Genomic DNA, 16992 nt, shown 5'->3' with positions numbered 1-16992 from the left:
ATCTACGGTGCGGTCGCATGGCGGTCTTCCCCCCGGGTTTCCCGGAGCAGTTCCCAGGTCCGATCGTGTTCGGCGTAGAAGAGCGCCGTCGCGTCTCGGTCGTGTCGGATGTTCTCGCGCATGACGGGACCGGCATAGCCGCTTCGCGCGAGCCACGGCAGGGCGGTCCCGAGGAGAAACCAGACGGATACGAGGGCGATCGCGAGGCGCGCCGCGGCGACCGCTATCGGGGGACGGCTGCTCATTGGGTAAGGGCCGGCGGTTCCGGCAGGAGGACGCCGCTGAGGGCGAGCCACGCCACGAAGAGGGTGAGCACGATGTTGAAGGTCTGCCCGACGCCATACAGTATCATCGGCTTTCCGCCGCGCATCTGTGTGGCCATTTCGCGGAAGTTGGACTCCAGCCCAATGGATAGGAATGCCATGGCGAAGAGCCAGTTCCGGACGGCGTCGGTGTTTTTGAGGATGCCTTCGACGGCGTCCTCGCCGAGCGCCGGCAGGAGCGCGAAGGAGGCGAGCAGGGAGGCCGCGATAAAGCCGAGGATGAACTTCGGGAAGCGGATCCAGATCTCCCCCACGCCGAGCCGGCGTCCGCCGGGGTTTTCTTCAATGCAGGTAACCCAGTACACGGCGATGCAGAACGCGGCCACGCCGATCAGGATGTTCTGAATCATCTTGACGATGATGGCGGCGGCCTCGGCTTCGGGCCCGAGCGCGGCCCCCGCCGCGCCGACGGCGCCGGTGGCGTCGATGGTGCCGCCGAGCCAGGCGCCGCCGATGAGCGGCGAGAGGCCGAGGGCCTGCGCGAGGAGCGGCATGGCGAGCATCATGAGCACGGTGAAGATGAGCGTCATGCCGACGGCGATGGTGAGGTCTTCTTTTTTGGCGCGCGAGGCGGCGGCGGCGGCGATGGCGGCGGAAACGCCGCAAACGGAGGTGGCCGTGGCAATTACAATGACAAGCGGCTTGTTGACCATTTTGAGGACGCGCGTGCCGAAGAGCCACATGAACACAATGACCACGGGCGTGACGCCCCAGGCGATGATCAGGCCGTAGGCCCCGAAGCGGAGGATATTGCCGAAGAGGATTTCGGCGCCCATGAGGACGAGCCCGGTTTTGATGTAGAACTCGGTTCGGATCGCGGGCCGAAGCCAGGCGGGCGTTCCGAAGCTATTCGCCAGCAGCAGGCCGATGCCAACAGCCCAGAAGGCATAGTTGATGCCGTAGTATCGAACGATGGTTTCGTTCGAGAGGATACTGGAGACGGCGGCCAGCGCGAAGATGAAGAAGAAACCGGGCGCGAACCGCGCGGCGGCTCCCCCGCGCTGCATGATGGCGATCGCGGCGCCGAACAGCACGTAGAGCCCGATGGCGAGCAGGACCGCGCCGCCGTAGGGGATGCTTTCCGCGAGGGCGCCGAACTCGCCCCAGGTCCATTTCGGCATTTTGGGGATGTCGGCGATCCAGCCGGCGGAGGCCGCCGCGAGCACGATGAATCCGAGCCAGATGGCCCACCAGTCTTCGAGCCGAATCAGGTCGGCCCAGCGTTGTCGCGTGGACATGTTCTTCCCTTCCATCTGAACGCCGGGCGTCGGAGGCGAGCGCCCGGTCCGGGTTTGAGCAACCCGGCTTAACTCGAGGGTTGGCGCGCCTTACGGCGCGGATACACAGGCGAGACGCCTGTGATGGGCTTTTCGGACTATTTTGTCCCGAGCGCGCACAGGTAGTGGATGTAGGTTTCGATGCCGCGGTAGAAGTTCGGCAGGTACTGGCGCTCGTTCGGGCCGTGGATGCCGTCGTCTGGGAGCGCAAACCCCAGCATCACGGTGTCGACGCCGAGCTGCTTCTGCAGGAGGCCGACGATGGGCACGCTCCCCCCTTCGCGCTTGAAGAGGGGCGCTTTTCCGAAGACGGTCTTGAGGGCCTCTTCGGCGGCCTTCATATAGGGGGACTTGCGATCCATGGTCGAGCCGGGGCCGCTGGAGTGCTTGTGCAGGCTCCAGGCGACATCCGCCGGCACATGCGCCTCCAGAAAGGCGCGCAACTGCCCCTCGACGGCGTCGGGATCCTGATCGGCGACGAGGCGCGCGCTGATTTTGGCGTGGGCGCGCGCGGGGAGAACGGTTTTCGCGCCTTCGCCGGTGAATCCGCCCCAGACGCCGTTAACCTCGAGGGTCGGGCGTGCGCCGATGCGCTCGACGGTGGTGAAGCCCGCCTCGCCAAAGCAGCGCTGGGTCCCCGCCATGGCGGTCCAGTCCGCGTCGGAGTAGGGCACCTGGCGGAGCAATTCACGCTCCTCGTCGCTCAGCGCCCGCACGTTGTCGTAGAAGCCGGGCAGGGTCACGCGGCCGTCGGCGTCGTGCATGGCGGAAATCACGTCTGCGAGCACATGGAGCGGGTTGCGCACGGAGCCACCGAAGAGGCCGCTGTGGAGATCCTTCTTTGCGGTGCGGATTTCGAGCTCGAAATAGGCGAGCCCGCGCAGGGAGTAGGTGATTGCGGGGGTGTCCTTGTCGTGGATGCCGGCGTCGCAGTTCAGGACGGCGTCGCAGGCAAGCCGATCCCGGTTTTCGGCGATGAAGCCCGGCAGGCTTGGCGAGCCGATTTCCTCTTCGCCTTCCAGGAGATACTTGACGTTCACGGGGTAGTCCCCGTGCGCGGCGAGGCATTCCATGGCCTTGATCTGCGCGAAGATCTGTCCTTTCATGTCCGAAGCGCCGCGCCCGTAGAGAAAGTCGCCGCGGATGTCGCCGCCAAAGGGCGGGGAATCCCATTCGTTGACGGGGTCGACGGGCTGGACGTCGTAGTGGCCGTAGATCAGGATGGTCGGCTTGTCCGGGGCATGCAGCCACTCGCCATAAACGATGGGATGGCCGGCGGTCGGGATGATTTCCACGTTGTCCATGCGCAGCGCGCGGAGCTGTGCCGCGAGCCACTCCGCCGTGCGCAGGACGTCGCCCTTGTGCTCGGACAAGGTGGAAATGCTGGGAATCGCCAGGACTTCGCGGTATTCGGCGAGGTGCCGCTCGCGATCGCGCCGGGCCTGGGCGAGGGCCTGTTCCATTTGGGACATGAGTCGAGGTTCTCCAGAGGGGGGTTGAGCGCATAGCATACCGTATCGTCCCCGGCGGATGGCAAACGCCCGGGGATTAGGGCAATCGCATTTATAATCGATCTCGGTATTTGGGCGTAATTTTGAGTCGATTTGGAACCTTGAATAAACGAAAGTGAGCGTTTTGGAGCGCCGGCATCTGTGCCGGCAAGGATGCCAGCGCTCCAACACGCGCCCTTTTGAACATTGAAGGTGGTTCGTATGGCGCTCGGCTCGAGTTGGAAGTCTAAATGCGATTGCCCTGGCCCGGGGGATTAGCGGATTCCGAGCGGGCCGGGGTACAATACGGCGTCCGAACCCGGACGGGGTTTTGGTGTCCAAGGTAGCAGGAAATAGTTGGAGCGTCGCCACGCGTGGAATTGCTGGAAGCTGTCCGAAAGACCCCGGATATTGATCTGGTGGAGGCCTGCCTGAACGGCGATGAGACGGCGTTCGACGAACTGGTCCGCCGTTACAAGGACCGGGTGTACAACGTGGTGTACCGCTATCTTGGCAACCATGAAGACAGCCTGGACGTGGCGCTGGAGGTGTTTGTGCGGGCGTACCGGAGTTTGAGCACGTTCCAGGGCGATTCGCAGGTGTACACGTGGCTGTACAGCATCGCCGCGAACACATGCCGCAACCGGCTGCGCGATCGCAACCGGAAGGGCCGGAACATGGGGGTATCGTTCGAGGCGCTTTCCGAGAGCGCGCCTTCGGTGGCGCAGCGGGCGACCTCGACGGACGTGACGCCGAGCCATCTGGCGGAGAAGCGCGAGCTCGACGAGGGGCTCAAGGCGTGCCTGGAAGGCCTGCCGGACACGTACCGGCTGGTATTTGTGCTGCGCACGTTTGACAACCTTGGCTACAGCGACATCGCCCGATCCGCCGATTGCCCGGAGGGCACGGTGAAATCGCGTTTGAACCAGGCGCGCAAGCTGCTGAAGGAGTGCCTGACGCGGCGCGGGCTGCTCTAAGGAAGCCCTCGCCCCGTCCCCATTGATTATGGCCTTGAATTGCGAACACATACGGACCGAATTCTCGGCGCTGCTCGATGACGAGCTTAACGCGGAAGACCGCGAGCTGGTGGAAGAGCACCTTTCGGAATGCTCCGACTGCCTCCGTGAGCTGCACGGCTACAAGCAGGTCACGGAAGCGTACCGGTATCACCATCCGGTGAAGGCGCCGGCGGATTTCGAAGCGCGCGTGCGGGAAGCGCTCCGGCCCGCGTCCCGGCGGCTGCCGGGCGCGTTCTGGTGGCGCTATGGGCTGGCGGCGGCGTCAATCGCGCTGGTCGGCGGTCTGGTGGTATGGCGCGGGGCCCAGTCGGGCCAGAGCGCGCTGGATATGGCGCGGTACGAGGCGGCGCCGAGTGCGGCTGCGCCCGAAGCCCACATGGCGAACGAGGCGATGCCGATGGCCGAGGCGCCGCCCGCCGCCCCGCTCTCGGGCGAAACGCTGGCGCTGCGATCGGCGCCCGCGATGTCGGATGAAGACGTGGCCGCGTTCTCGGAGAGCGCAGGAGCCGCGCCCCCACCCGCTCCGGCGCCACCTGCGTCACCACCCGCGCCCGCCCGCGCGATTGGGCGGGAGGATCTGGCCGCCGGCGCCACTGCCGCGGAAACCGCCATGGCGTCGGAGCCTCTGGAGGCCGAATCGGCGGCGGCGGATGACGGCGCGCGGGGCGTCGGGCTTGGGGGTGGAGGTGGCGGCTTCGGCGGCGGCGGTTTGGCAGGTGGTGGATTTGGCGGCGGCGCCGCGTTGGGTCGGGCTGCGGGCGCGCGGGCCGCGTCTCAGCCGGCCGAGGAACCGGTTGCGCCCGCCGGGCCCGGTGCGGCGAAAGAGAGTTCAGAGGCCCCCGAGGCCGCTTTCCAACTTAAGATGGCGCCACCGGCGCCCGATCTGGCCGAGGGGCCGGCGGACGCCGTCGCGGTGACGGTCCGGCAGTGGCGCGATCGCGAATTCCGCCTGGAGGATGGGACCTGGCGCGAGGCGGGCTATGGCGCGGAGCCGCGCACGGTGATTGCGATTCCGTCCGCCGCCTGGAACGCGATGTTGGACCGGCACAATGACCTGCACCACCTGTGTGATGTCGCGGAGCCGGTTATCGTGGCGCTTGACGGGGCATGGTATGAATTCCGGCGGGAGGATGCGGAGGGGGGTGTGGAGCAGCCGTTGGACGCGACGGAAGACGAGTGAACCACGAGTGGACGCAGGGCAGTCGCCTGCCACAACCAAAAAGTTGAACCGCGAATTAACGCGAATGGACACGAATGAAGAAAGGACCGTCTCGCTTTGGAAATCCGAGGCTGTGTTCACGACCTCAATGGGCTGTTCGAACCCTCCGCTCACGCAGTCTCAACCTGGAAGGCCAGGCCACGTTGGCGCGCGTTGAATGATCGTGGCGGCGTGCCGATATGCGGCGGTTATTGGGTGATCCACTCAGGAATGTCGGAGTCCCTGCCGCACCTTCGGCGCGGAACACAGGCGGGACGCCTGTGCCACGTTCTTTTCGGGGTGGTTACCGTGGCGTCGGGCGTTGCGGCGCTACGGGCGGTAGCGCAGGATGTTGCCTCGGGCCGTTCCCCCCACGCTGACTGCGGCGTCGCCGCAGGGTACGGCCACGGCGTGGTCGAGGGTGTCGCCTTCGGCGCCGGCGGGTACGGGCCCGATGGAGGCCCAGGTGCGGCCGGCGTCGGTTGACCGGTAGACGTTTCGCTCGCCCGTGTAGGTGCTGTACAGAACGACGCCGTTCCCCAGGTAGACGAAATCGTCGGCGGAATCGGGGAAACGGGCGACTTCGGTCCACGTTGCGCCGAAGTCGTCGCTCCGGAAGATGCGCCCGTCTTCGCCGCCCTGCAGCACCACGCCGTCCTCCAGGTATTCCGTGGCGTACAGCGCCTGGTCGCTGAGCTTGCCGAGATCAGCCCAGGTCTTGCCGTCGTCGGCGCTCTTGTATACGTGTCCGGCCCAGCCATTGACGAGGACGCCATCCGACGTTTTTTCGAAGCGGTACAGCGCCTTCGGCGATATGGCCCCCACATCGTCCCAGGTCGCGCCGCCATCCTCAGAGCGGAAGACGTGGCCGCCGTCCGGGTTGGTGTTGCTGATCAATACCGTGCCCGAGGGTAGCACGGTGATACTGTAGCTGAAGTGGTAGGGCTCGAGGCGGGGCATGTCCGATACCTGGCCCAGGGGCGTCCAGGTCAGCCCCCAGTCCGCCGATTTCCAGACGTGCGCGTCTCCCGTGACGAGGTAGGCGACGCCCTCGCCGGCGGAGGCGATGCATGTGACGCTGCCCGTATGAAGGCCCTCGCCCAGCAGGTTGCCGAGGTCGGTCCAGGTTTCGCCGCAGTCGGTGCTGCGGAAAATGTGGCCGGGTTTGGGATTGCGGGACCCGGCGAGTACTATGCCGTTGCCCAGGCTGGCGACGGCGTCAATTCGCCCGCCGGGAATCACGCGGTGGACTTCCCAATTGTCCCCGGTGGAGGCGCCCGCCGGATGGACGAGGCCGCCGCCGATCGCGACAAGCAGGATTGGCAGCAAACGGGCGGCGCGGCGCATGGTATATCCTCCAAATTGACCTGGTCTTCGTTGTGCGAGCGCGCCCAGTATGCCTGACCCGGGGGCGCGCGCCCAACTTGACATCCTTTCTGAAATGGGCAAGAGTATACGGCACGCACGCCATTCCTGGAAGGAGTTGTATCATGCCCGCTGACTTTGTCGCCCAGCCCCGTTTTTCCCGCCGCGCGTTTCTATGCGGGGCCGCTGTTGGGGCGCTGGCCTGCGGGGCGGCGGTGCCGGCGCGCGCATCCCGGCGTCCGAATGTCGTTCTGGTGATGACCGACGATCAGGGCTACGGGGATCTGGGTTGTCTGGGGAATCCCGTGTTGAAGACACCGCACCTGGACCGGTTGCATGCGGAGAGCGCGCGCCTGACGGATTTCCACGTGAGCCCGACGTGCGCGCCGACGCGCGCGGCGCTGCTGACGGGGCGCTACAACAACCGGAGCGGGGTGTGGCATACGGTGATGGGGCGATCGCTGCTGGCGCGCGACGAAAAGACGATGGCGGACTACTTCGCGGGGGCGGGGTACCGCACGGGCCTTTTCGGGAAGTGGCACCTGGGCGACGACTACCCGTACCGCCCGCGGGATCGCGGGTTTCAGGAGGTACTGGCGCATGGCGGCGGCGGCATCGGCCAGACGCCGGACTACTGGGGCAACGAATACATCAACGACACGTACTTCCACAACGGCGAACCGGAGAGCTTCGAAGCGTATTGCACCGATGTGTGGTTTGACGCGGCCCGGCGTTTCATCACGGAGCACCGGGATGCGCCATTTTTCTGCTACCTGCCGACGAACGCGCCGCACCATCCGTATATCGTGCCCCCGGAATACAGCGAGCCGTTCAAGGCGCAGGGGCTGAGCGACGATCAGGCCAACTTCTACGGGATGATCGCGAATCTCGACGAGAATATGGGCCGGCTGCTCCAGACGCTGGACGAACAGGGGATCGCGGAAGACACGATCTTGATCTTCATGACCGACAACGGCACATCGGCGGGCGATCGGGCGGGGATGCGCGGGGCCAAGGGAAGCGAATACGAAGGGGGCCACCGCGTGCCGTGTTTCGTGCGCTGGCCCGCGGGGCCGGTTGCGCGGGGCGCGGACATCCCCGTGCTCTCGGCCCACATTGACCTCCTCCCCACGCTGCTCGGCTACTGCGGCATTTCCCCGGAAGGTGGCCCGCCCTTTGATGGCGTGTCCCTGGCGCCGTGGCTTAACGCGCCCGAAACGCCCGCGCCCGAACGCGCGATCGTGGTGGACTCCCAGCGCATCGAGCACCCGGAGAAATGGCGCAAGAGCGCGGTGCTTGAAGGCCGCTGGCGGCTGATTAACGGGACGGAGCTTTACGATCTGTCGCGCGACCCCGGGCAGGAGCAGGATCGCGCCGCGGAAGAGCCCGCCCTCGCCGCGCACTTGCGGGAGGTCTACGAGCGCTGGTGGGCGGATGTTTCCCGGACCTTTGACCGCTATTGCCCGCTGGTTATCGGCGCGGCGGGCCAGGGGGCGACGCACCTGAACGGGCACGACTGGCATACCCCGATCGAGCAGATCCCGTGGCATCAGAAACACATTCTGGCCGGGCTTGCGGGGAACGGATTCTGGGCGGTGGAGGTTGCGGAAGCGGGCGAATACCACTTCGCGCTCCGCCGCTGGCCCCGGGAGGCCAACGCGCCCATTCGCGCGGCGGTGGATGGCGGCGCGGCCCTGGCGATCGTGGAGGCGCGCATTCGAATTGGCGGCCAGGAGGCGTCGAGTCCCGTGAACGAGGGCGACGTTGCAGCGGACTTCACGCTCCGGTTGGAAAAGGGCGAAACCCGGCTCGAGACGGCGTTTATTGACGAGGCCGGCGTGGAGCGGGGCGCGTACTACGTCTCCGTGACGCGCACGGGTTGAATCGGCGGTCGTGCGGGACGCGCCACCGCGAATATGGAGACGCCGAAAGGCAGCGGGACGCGCCACATGACGGCGGCCTCCAGGGCCAGCACCACGCCGAGCAGGGTGTTTGCCCAGGCGGGACCGGTTTCCGACACATCCGAGCCCGACGGCGGATACCAGCGCCGCAAGACACGGAGGAGGGCGATGGGCGGAAACAGGATGGTGTTCCAGTAGCTCGCATAGCACACCTCGAAACCCGCGCCCTCCAGCAACTGGATGAGTTCCCTGCGGGTGAAACGGCGGCCCGTGTGGACGGCGTCGTCGTGGGAAGAGCGCAGCCACGCATAGGCGGGCGCGTTAATGATCGCCACACCTTCCGGCGACAGCACGCGACGCACCTCGTGGAGGACACGGGCCGGATCGAGCACATTGCGGTGGTAGAGCAGGTCCAACAGCAGGACGGCGTCCGCCGAAGTGGCTTCGAACGGGATCGCGTCCGCCGATGCGCGGGTGATCATGGGCAGCCCGCGCTCACGACACCGGGCCACGGCCTCGGGCGCCAGGTCGACGCCGGCGGCGCGGATTTCGGCCGGTAGGCGCGCCAGCATCCCGCCTGTCCCACAGCCGACGTCGAGTATCGTTCGGGCGCGCGGCGCGAAACGTTCACAGGCGTGGAGTACGCGCGCATGGAGGGCGCGGTACCACCAATGTCGGGTTTCGGCGTGGTGCATGCGCCTGTACTCTTCCGTATTCACGGTTTTGCGCTCCCGGCATGGCCATGGTAGGATGGGTTTGTTGCGGGGCGTATTGTCGCGCCGGGAAAACCGGGATTCAAGGGCGAGTCGATATGAGAAGCTATCTTGCGGCATGGCTTGCGGCGGTATGTGTGGTGGTTGCGCTTGCCGGGTGCGAGGCGCGCGTCAACCGCCAGCGCGATCACATGGGTTTCCTGGAAATTCACAAGGCGGCGCGGGATGGCGATATCGAGGCGGTGCGCAAGCTCATCGAGAACGGGGCCAAGGTTAACGCGCCGGATCTGGACGGTATCACGCCGCTCCACACGGCGGCGAAGAACAACGACATCGAGCTTGCGACGCTGCTCCTCCGCAACCATGCGGATCCGTCGATGACGACGAGCGATGGGTGGGAAGCGATTCACCTGGCGGTATGGCGGGGCCACCAGAAGATGGTGGAGACGCTGATGAGTTATGGTGCGGCGGCTTCCCGGGCGACGCCGGAGGGCTGGACGCCCGTGCACCTGGCGGCGTTCAAGGGGAACCTCCCCATCCTGGACACCATCTACCGCGACTGGTCGGGACATGGCCCCTCCGGGAAGCCGGATCCCAACACGCTGGACCAGGAAGGCCTCACGCCCCTGCTCCTGGCGCTCCAGAAGGGGCATCCCACCGTCACAAGTTTCCTGGTGCAGCGGGGGGCGAAGCCCGAACTTGCGGACGGCGAAGGCAATACGGCGCTGCACCTCGCGGCGCGCCATGACGACCTGGATGCGGTGCGCGCGCTACTGACGGCGGGGGCCGACCCCAACGCGCGTAACCGGGCGCGCCTGACGCCGCTGGGTGTGGCGGTAGAGGCGCAACAAATGGCGGTCGCGGAGCTGATCTGGCAGGCCGGCGGACGCCAGTAGAACGCGCTTACACGTTCAGCTCGTCCACGAGTGTGGCCCAGGCGCGGTTGGTCGGGAAGGGGCCCGGATACTTCACCCACTCGACGTGCCCATCCATAAAGAGGACATTCGTTCCGCCGGGAACGTGGTTGAAGCCCCTGGGGTCGAGATCGATGCGGTCGTACATTACCGCAACGATACTCTGCGAGATATTCGCGGTGGACGGGTTGTTGATATCCGTGATCTGGAAGCGTTCGATGCCCTCCTTCAGCCGGAGCACCTGGCGTTGCTCGCCGAATTCATCCGTAAAACTCCAGGACTGCCCGAAGGCCTCCGGGGAATCGCCTTCGAGTACCTCGCGGAAGGCGTCGCGAAACGCGGGGCTGACGTCCTTGGTACCCACCTCCTCGATCATCCGAGTCGTGACGATCCAGCCCAGGTAGAAATAGGAGAGCTGGTCGAACAGGCAGGGGTTTGCGGAGCCGCCCTCACGGGACCCCCCGGGGCCGTCGGGGCGACTCCATCGCCCGACGCGCTGCTCCTGAACGGCGTCCAGGCCGGACGGGCACACCAGGACGCGCGCATCGGCCAGGTACTCGGGATAGATCGACTTCCCGTCGAACATAAGCACCCGCTTGTTCTTGATATCGCATTGGTCGCCGATGTAGCGCTGGATTGTGGGGTACTCTCCCTGGGATTCGCTGGCGTACATGGTGAATGCGAGCCCCATCTGGCGCAGGTTGTTCGAGCAACTGGCCCGGCGCGCCGCCTCGCGGGCCCGGGAGAGTCCGGGCAGGAGCATGGCGGCGAGGATACTGATGATGGAAATGACGACGAGTAATTCGAGGAGTGTGAATCCGCGCGGCTGCCGCATGCAATAGCCCTCCAGTCAGAACCTTTGGATTTGTGCTCACTGAGGTTGAGGATAGCACCTGGCCGGGAAAAACGCAACGCCGCTTTTGCGGTTTTACGCGAAGAATTGGCGTAGTGCGGCGACCACGCGATCCTGGTGATCCGCGGGGAGTTCGGGATACAGCGGCAGGGACAGCACCCGCGCGCAGGCGGCCTCGGCCCGGGGAAAGGCGCCGGGGCCGTAGCCCAGACCCGCGTAGGCCGGTTGGAGGTGAACCGGCACGGGATAGTGAATGAGCGTCTGAATTCCGGCGTCGCGGAGGCGGGCCTGGAGCGCATCCCGATCGCTCGTGCGAATGGGGTACAGATGGCGGTTCGATTCGGCCCAGGGCGCGCGGGGCGGCAGGTCGATGGGAAGATCGGCAAGCGCCTGGTCGTATCGGGCCGCAATCTCTCGGCGCGACGTGTTCCAGGCGTCCAGATGGGGCAACTTCGCGCGCAAGATGGCGGCCTGTACTTCATCGAGGCGGCTGTTGATCCCCTGCACCGTATGTAAATAGCGGGTTTCCTCGCCGTAATTGCGCAGCTTTTTGAGGAGGGCGGCCTGCTCCGGATCCTGGACCGTGACGGCGCCGGCGTCGCCCATAGCGCCGAGGTTCTTGGAGGGGTAGAAGCTGAAGGCGGCGAAGTGGCCCAGCGTGCCGCATGGCCTTCCCTTGTAGCGGGATCCGTGGGCCTGCGCGCAGTCCTCCACGACGGCGATGCCGTGCGCGCCGGCAATTTCACAAATCGGGTCCATGTCGCACGGATGCCCGTAGAGGTGCACCGGGACAATGGCGCGCGTGGAGGCGGAAATGGCCCCGGGGAGCTTCACCGGGTCCATTGTGAGGGTGTCGGGATGCGCGTCCACGAGCACGGGGCGCGCGCCGCAGGCGGCAATGGCGGTAATGGTGGGGACGCAGGTGTTGGCGGCGGTGATGACCTCGCACCCGGGCCCGGCGCCGGCTGCGCGCAGGGCGAGCTGGATGGCGTCGGTGCCGGAACCGACCCCCACGGCATGCGCGACGCCGATGGCGTCGGCAAACTCCCGCTCGAAGGCCGCGCACTCCTCGCCGAGAACGAACCATCCTCTTGCGAGGACGCGGTCGATGGCGGCGCGGATCTCGCCTTCCAGTTCGCGAAACTGCGTCTGGAGTTCGACGAATGGTATCACGGCTAGCCATCCCTCCGCAGCACAACCATGCGGATCCATAGTCCAGTCAGGTTGCGCGCCACCCGAAGAATACGCGGCACATTGAAGAACTGCGACTTTCCGTGGTGGCGTTCGTAGTGGTGCACAGGGGCCTCGACGACGCGAAATCCGGCGCGCTGTATTTTGACCATCATTTCGGCGCAGATCACGCCGCTGTCGCTTTTGAGGGCCACCGTATCAAAAACGGTTCTCCGGATCAGCCGGAAGTCGCAGTCAACGTCGCGTATTTTCAGGCCGAAGGCGAGCTTCACGATGTGGTGGTAGATGCGCCCGATCACGATGCGGTGCAGGGGGTCGTGGCGGGTTATTTTGTAGCCCTGGACGACGTCCACGCCGTCACCCGCCAGGGCGACGAGGCGATCCAACTCCCGGACATCGTACTGCGCGTCGCCGTCGGTGTAGAAGATCCAGTCGCCCGTCGCCGCCGCGAAACCGCTGCGCAGCGCGCCGCCGTAGCCGCGGTTCTTCTCGTGGCGGATGATATTGACGTCCGGGAAGGTCTTCTCTATCTCGTCGAGCAGGGCCTGGGTCTGATCGGCGCTTCCGTCGTCCACGATGGTCAGGTCGTAGTCGAGATCCAGGCGCTCGGCGGTCTGGCGGGAGAGCATGACCATGCTGCCCATGGTCCCCCAGTCGTTGTAGCAGGGATAGAAGATGGAAACGCGTAATCGGGCCATGTTTACTCCGGGTTTTCAGCGATAGACAGTAGCACAAAGGCGCCCGCCGGTTGCACACGGATCCCATCGTGGAGCACGCCGCGCAGCGCGGGGGAATCGCGCGCGATCACGGTGTCGTACGCCGCGAGCAGGGCCACCGGATCTTCGCCGGTCTCCACGCGCCTGCCGGCGAAGAAATGGAGCAGGCCCGGGAGGCGTTCCACGTCGGTGGCAATCCGCTGATCGGCGGGCAGGGCCTCGACCGCGCCAATCAGCGCATACTCTGGATGCATTTCGGAATTTGTGGCGATTTCGCGGGCCTGGAACGCGATCCAGCGCGCCTGTGGAGCGGCGAGGAGGATGGCGCAGGCGAGCGCCGCGATCCGCCGCCTTGCGGGAAATTCCGGTCGGGCCAGTTCGGCCAGGGCGCGGCAGAGCCACGGGGCCGCGAACAGGGCGAGGATGGCGTAGCTGTTCCAGAGGTAGCGGTGCAGGTGGCCCGGGGTGAAGAAGAACCACCAGTAGCCCATGAACACCGCGAAAAGGAGGAGCACGAGCGCGGGCAGGCGGCGGGGCCCACGAAAGCCCGACGCGATGGCAAGCGCGAGCACGGCCAGCATGGCGAGGTGGGTCACCGGGTGGGGCAGGATGGCGTGCTGGAACGCGCGCCCCGCACTGCCGACGCCGAAGAGGAGGTAGTGCTGGTAGATCGCGAGCACGCCGCCGGGATCGGCGTTGGCGGGCGCGTGCCACCGCTGGATGAGGGCCCAGGCCCCCATTGTGGCCAGGCCACCGGCGACAGGCCAGAGCACGTGAGGCCAGCGGATGGCGCGATCGGTCGCGCGGTCGTAGAGCCAGGCCCCCAGGAAGCTGAAGGCGACGAGCGCGAGGATAGTTTTGGTGAGGACGGCGGCGGCCACGAGGAAACCGGCGAGCAGGCCGTATCCCATGGCGCGCGGCCGTTCGAGTGCGGCGCCCCAGGCGAGCAGGCCGAGGAGCAGGAAGGCGTAGGCCGGGACCTCCCCGTAAAGCGTGCGGCCGAGATAGGTCGACGACACCGTTCCCACGAGCAGCGCGACGCTGGCGACCGCGGTCCAGGGAGCAAAGAGCCGCCGGGCGAGAAAGTACTGCGCGAGGCAGAGCAGCAGGAAAAACGCGACCATGACATGGCGGGCGACAGCGAGATCGAGCCCGAACGCGCGAAAGGCCAGGGCGATCGGCGCGATCACGGTGGGGCCGACGGAGTCGAAGGAGTCAAAATAGAGGAAGCCGGCGTCGGGATGGCCGGAGGCGTAGCTTCCGTGAAGGGCCAGGTTTCGGGCCACGACGAGGTGGTGCACCTCATCCGGCGCGGCCCAGGGGTAGATCGAAACGCGCGCCGACAGCAGTACGGCGGTAGCGACTAGGACGGCGACGAGCGCCAGCCCGGGACGGCCCCAGGCGCCTGGCGCGCGGTACTCCGGCCTGGCGTCCCGGGGCGCGGTTTCGGGACCGCGCAACGCCCAGACAGCTGCGGCCGCGGCGGCGGTCGCCAGGGAGAAGAGCACGGCGCGGACGAGGAGCCCGCCCGGCAGCTGGATGGCGTCGAGATCGGGATTGGCGCGGGTGTAGCCGATGAGCACGATGGCGCCCGCCGCGGTGAAGGCCGTACAGACGAAACACAGCACCGCCAGCACCCTTGCGGCATCGCGCAGGCGCGGGTGTGACTCGTACGCCTCGACTCCCTCCCCGGCGGAATCCGCCATCACGTGTTTCCGGGCCGCGCGACGGTAAAACGGGCGCTTGCCGTCCGCCCGTCGTGCGCCACGCACGTGACCCTGTGCGCACCGGAGGTGAGCGCCCAGAAGATGGGCGCATCCGGTCCGGAGGCGCCCAGATAGCGATCATCCACGTACCAGTGCACGGCTTCCGATTCGCCGAGCGTCGATTGCAACCGTACTTGGTCCCCCCCATCCACGCCGGTGAGCAGAAATTCGGCGCCATTCGCGGGGACGGTAATGCCAAGCGCGCGAATCGGGGTGGCGGCGACCTCCCCGGTGGGACGCGCCGCAAGCGTGGCGAGATCCCACGATGCGGGGCCGGCGGGGCGTTCGGCGCGGGCGGCGATGCCGAGGCGCGACACGGGGTGCAGGGCGCAGACGCGGCTCCGCCAGAAGGATGCGGGCAGGCGCCAGCGGGCGGTTTCGGGGCACCCTTCCGTGGCGGGAAGTCCCGAGAGCGCGCACATGGCGACCTCCTTGTCCGATGCTTCGGGCGCGGGCCACGCGGGGCCGTTCTTCGGCGGGAGTTCCCGGAAGATCCGCGAGGCGAGGGGCAGGGCCGCGCGCGCGCCGATGAGTTGGCGGGCCGTGGCGCCGGAATTGTTGCCGAGCCAGACCGCGACGAGGTAGTGGCGGTTGAAGGCGAAGGTCCAGGCGTCGTGGTAGCCCGTGGAGGTGCCGGTCTTCCAGCATACGGGCAGTGCGTTTCCGCCGGTCCGGGTGAGGCCCGGGGACAGCTCCTCCGGGAAGGGCTGCGCGAGCATGGCGTAGAGCATGCGGCAGACCTCCGGACTGAAAATGGCGGGTTGTGGGGGCTCGGCGCCGGTCAGGCGGAGTTCATTGCGTTCGCCGAGGCTGGCGATGGACAGGTAGAGGCGCGCGAGCTCTTCCAGGCGCGCCTCGCAGTTGCCCAGGACGAGGCCCAGGCCGTATTCCTCCGGGGTGCGGTGCAAGGTGGTCATGCCCGCCTTCCCGAGCCAATCGTGGAAGCCCGCCACGCCGCTCCGGCCCAGCAGGGCGACCGAGGGCACGTTCAGCGAGTAGCGGAGCGCTTCTGTGGCCGTGACGGGGCCATTGAAGAGCCCGTCGAAATTCCCGGGGTTGTAGCCGCCGTAATCCAGGACTTCGTCGAGGAGGACCTCGCTCGGATAGAGCAGTTGCCGCTCCATGGCCCAGCCGAAGAGGAAGGGCTTGAGTGTGGAGCCGGGGGATCGGGGCGCCAGGCAGCTGTCCACCTGGCCGCCGCCGGGCGTGGCGAAGAAACCGGCGGATCCGACGCGCGCGAGGAGATCGCCGGTCTCCACATCAACGACCAGGAGCGCGCCGTTGGAGATGCTCCCGTTGAAGCGTTTGAGGTAGTGGGGCAACAGGGTTTCGAGTCGCGCCTGCAGGGCCTGGTCGAGGGTAAGCGTGACCCTCTCCCCCGCCGCGAGCGGCGCCGCCAGGGGCACGGCCAGGTGCGGGGCGTGGCGCGGGAAATCTCGCCAGGCCGCGTTCACGGGCGCCGCGAGCGCCTGATCGCGTTGCGTGGCGTCGATGAAGCCCTCGGCGTGCATCCGGCGCAGGACGTAATCGCGGCGTTCCCTGGCGCGTTCCGGGTGCGCGAGCGGGTTCAGCCGGCTCGGCGCGCGCGGCAGGCCCGCGAGGAGGGCGGCCTCGGGCAGGTTCAGGGTTTGCGCGCGCTTTCCGAAGTAGCGCCAGGCCGCGGCGTCCGCCCCAATGAGATTCATGCCGTAGGGCGCGCGGTTGAGGTAGGCGTCGAGGATGGCGTCCTTTTCGGCGGCTTTTTCGAGGCGGAGTGCGTAAACGGCCTGGGCGAGTTTTCCCGCCGGACGGCGGCTGTCCAAGCCTTCGAGCTTCACGAGCTGCATGGTGAGCGTGGAGGCGCCGGACGCTACGCCGCCCTGCCGGATGTTTTGCCAGGCGGCGCGAAGCACGGCGATGGGATCGACGCCGGGATGCGCGTGAAAGCGCTGGTCTTCCGCGGCGATGGTGGCCTGGCGGAGGTAGGGGCTGAAGTCATCGGCGGCGCCGGGCAGCGACCAGTTTCCTTCCCGGTTCAGCGCGACATAGAGCGTCTTTCCGCCGCGATCAAGAAGCTGCCCCGAAGCGACGGCGCGGAGGTAGGGGGCGGGATCCAGAGGCGGAAGCAGGGCCCAGGCGAGCCCGGCCGCCGCGCCAAGGAACAGCACGGCTGTGAAGGCGGCGCCGGAAACCACGATGGCCCAACGTGATCGCCGCATCAAACTTTTTCTGCTTTTCTTCATGCAGTCACCCGGCTTGATCTCCGGCTATTGTAGCACCGGCGTTC

The 16992-nt window shown here is 66.8% G+C and carries 14 protein-coding genes; 4 read left to right on the top strand and 10 right to left on the bottom strand.

Annotated features, from left to right (window positions below; translation table 11 throughout):
* Positions 1–2 precede the first annotated feature (2 nt).
* The 3 genes from KF886_06000 to KF886_05990 all read right to left on the bottom strand — a co-directional run bounded on the left by KF886_06000 (position 3) and on the right by KF886_05990 (position 3072).
* The gene (locus KF886_06000) at positions 3–245 is read right to left on the bottom strand and encodes a hypothetical protein (GenBank protein MBX3176889.1); all 243 of its coding nucleotides are present in this window, start codon (positions 243–245) and stop codon (positions 3–5) included.
* Entirely contained in the window at positions 242–1561 is a 1320-nt protein-coding gene (locus tag KF886_05995; GenBank protein MBX3176888.1) for a putative sulfate exporter family transporter, read from the bottom strand. The genes KF886_06000 and KF886_05995 overlap by 4 nt, the downstream gene beginning before the upstream one ends.
* 137 nt (positions 1562–1698) lie before the next feature.
* The gene (locus KF886_05990; protein MBX3176887.1) at positions 1699–3072 is read right to left on the bottom strand and encodes a dipeptidase; all 1374 of its coding nucleotides are present in this window, start codon (positions 3070–3072) and stop codon (positions 1699–1701) included.
* 392 nt (positions 3073–3464) lie between these two features.
* Here KF886_05990 and KF886_05985 point away from each other — a divergent pair, with 392 nt between their 5' ends.
* On the top strand, positions 3465–4067 hold the full coding sequence (locus KF886_05985; GenBank protein MBX3176886.1) for a sigma-70 family RNA polymerase sigma factor: 603 nt from the start codon (positions 3465–3467) through the stop codon (positions 4065–4067).
* 34 nt (positions 4068–4101) lie between these two features.
* Positions 4102–5289 carry a zf-HC2 domain-containing protein gene (locus KF886_05980; GenBank protein ID MBX3176885.1) on the top strand — a complete coding sequence of 396 codons (1188 nt, stop codon included), beginning with the start codon at positions 4102–4104 and terminating at the stop codon, positions 5287–5289.
* Between the two features lie 348 nt (positions 5290–5637).
* Here KF886_05980 and KF886_05975 read toward each other — a convergent pair whose 3' ends face one another.
* The gene (locus KF886_05975) at positions 5638–6654 is read right to left on the bottom strand and encodes a hypothetical protein (protein MBX3176884.1); all 1017 of its coding nucleotides are present in this window, start codon (positions 6652–6654) and stop codon (positions 5638–5640) included.
* Between the two features lie 143 nt (positions 6655–6797).
* Between KF886_05975 and KF886_05970 the strand changes: the two genes are divergently transcribed.
* On the top strand, positions 6798–8555 hold the full coding sequence (locus KF886_05970; GenBank protein MBX3176883.1) for an arylsulfatase: 1758 nt from the start codon (positions 6798–6800) through the stop codon (positions 8553–8555).
* On the opposite strand, the gene KF886_05965 is transcribed toward KF886_05970, so the two are convergent.
* On the bottom strand, positions 8528–9292 hold the full coding sequence (locus KF886_05965) for a class I SAM-dependent methyltransferase (GenBank protein ID MBX3176882.1): 765 nt from the start codon (positions 9290–9292) through the stop codon (positions 8528–8530). The genes KF886_05970 and KF886_05965 overlap by 28 nt on opposite strands.
* 92 nt (positions 9293–9384) lie before the next feature.
* Between KF886_05965 and KF886_05960 the strand changes: the two genes are divergently transcribed.
* Positions 9385–10182, top strand: a complete 798-nt coding sequence (locus KF886_05960; GenBank protein ID MBX3176881.1) for an ankyrin repeat domain-containing protein — start codon at positions 9385–9387, stop codon at positions 10180–10182.
* Positions 10183–10189: 7 nt separating this feature from the next.
* Here KF886_05960 and KF886_05955 read toward each other — a convergent pair whose 3' ends face one another.
* The 5 genes from KF886_05955 to pbpC all read right to left on the bottom strand — a co-directional run bounded on the left by KF886_05955 (position 10190) and on the right by pbpC (position 16924).
* Complete coding sequence (locus tag KF886_05955; protein MBX3176880.1) at positions 10190–10891, bottom strand: hypothetical protein; 702 nt, start codon at positions 10889–10891, stop codon at positions 10190–10192.
* Positions 10892–11128: 237 nt separating this feature from the next.
* The gene (locus KF886_05950; protein ID MBX3176879.1) at positions 11129–12226 is read right to left on the bottom strand and encodes a DegT/DnrJ/EryC1/StrS family aminotransferase; all 1098 of its coding nucleotides are present in this window, start codon (positions 12224–12226) and stop codon (positions 11129–11131) included.
* 2 nt (positions 12227–12228) lie between these two features.
* Complete coding sequence (locus tag KF886_05945) at positions 12229–12942, bottom strand: glycosyltransferase family 2 protein (GenBank protein MBX3176878.1); 714 nt, start codon at positions 12940–12942, stop codon at positions 12229–12231.
* 2 nt (positions 12943–12944) lie between these two features.
* A complete protein-coding gene (locus KF886_05940) occupies positions 12945–14666 on the bottom strand; it encodes a glycosyltransferase family 39 protein (protein MBX3176877.1) in 1722 nt (573 codons plus the stop codon).
* The gene (pbpC, locus tag KF886_05935) at positions 14666–16924 is read right to left on the bottom strand and encodes a penicillin-binding protein 1C (protein MBX3176876.1); all 2259 of its coding nucleotides are present in this window, start codon (positions 16922–16924) and stop codon (positions 14666–14668) included. Before pbpC ends, KF886_05940 begins: the two co-directional genes overlap by 1 nt.
* Positions 16925–16992: the final 68 nt, after the last annotated feature.

It is taken from the genome of Candidatus Hydrogenedentota bacterium (assembly GCA_019637335.1).
Classification (GTDB): domain Bacteria; phylum Hydrogenedentota; class Hydrogenedentia; order Hydrogenedentales; family JAEUWI01; genus JAEUWI01.
Note: the sequence above shows the minus strand (reverse complement) of the source record. Positions and strands in the feature narration are given on the sequence as shown.

Bases quoted from the DNA above. Each gene is read 5' to 3' on its own strand.
- KF886_06000 (MBX3176889.1), bottom strand. From the start codon at position 245: ATGAGCAGCCGTCCCCCGATAGCGGTCGCCGCGGCGCGCCTCGCGATC.
- KF886_05995 (MBX3176888.1), bottom strand. From the start codon at position 1,561: ATGTCCACGCGACAACGCTGGGCCGACCTGATTCGGCTCGAAGACTGG.
- KF886_05990 (MBX3176887.1), bottom strand. From the start codon at position 3,072: ATGTCCCAAATGGAACAGGCCCTCGCCCAGGCCCGGCGCGATCGCGAG.
- KF886_05975 (MBX3176884.1), bottom strand. From the start codon at position 6,654: ATGCGCCGCGCCGCCCGTTTGCTGCCAATCCTGCTTGTCGCGATCGGC.
- KF886_05970 (MBX3176883.1), top strand. From the start codon at position 6,798: ATGCCCGCTGACTTTGTCGCCCAGCCCCGTTTTTCCCGCCGCGCGTTT.
- KF886_05960 (MBX3176881.1), top strand. From the start codon at position 9,385: ATGAGAAGCTATCTTGCGGCATGGCTTGCGGCGGTATGTGTGGTGGTT.
- KF886_05955 (MBX3176880.1), bottom strand. From the start codon at position 10,891: ATGGGGCTCGCATTCACCATGTACGCCAGCGAATCCCAGGGAGAGTAC.
- KF886_05945 (MBX3176878.1), bottom strand. From the start codon at position 12,942: ATGGCCCGATTACGCGTTTCCATCTTCTATCCCTGCTACAACGACTGG.
- KF886_05940 (MBX3176877.1), bottom strand. From the start codon at position 14,666: ATGGCGGATTCCGCCGGGGAGGGAGTCGAGGCGTACGAGTCACACCCG.
- pbpC (MBX3176876.1), bottom strand. From the start codon at position 16,924: ATGCGGCGATCACGTTGGGCCATCGTGGTTTCCGGCGCCGCCTTCACA.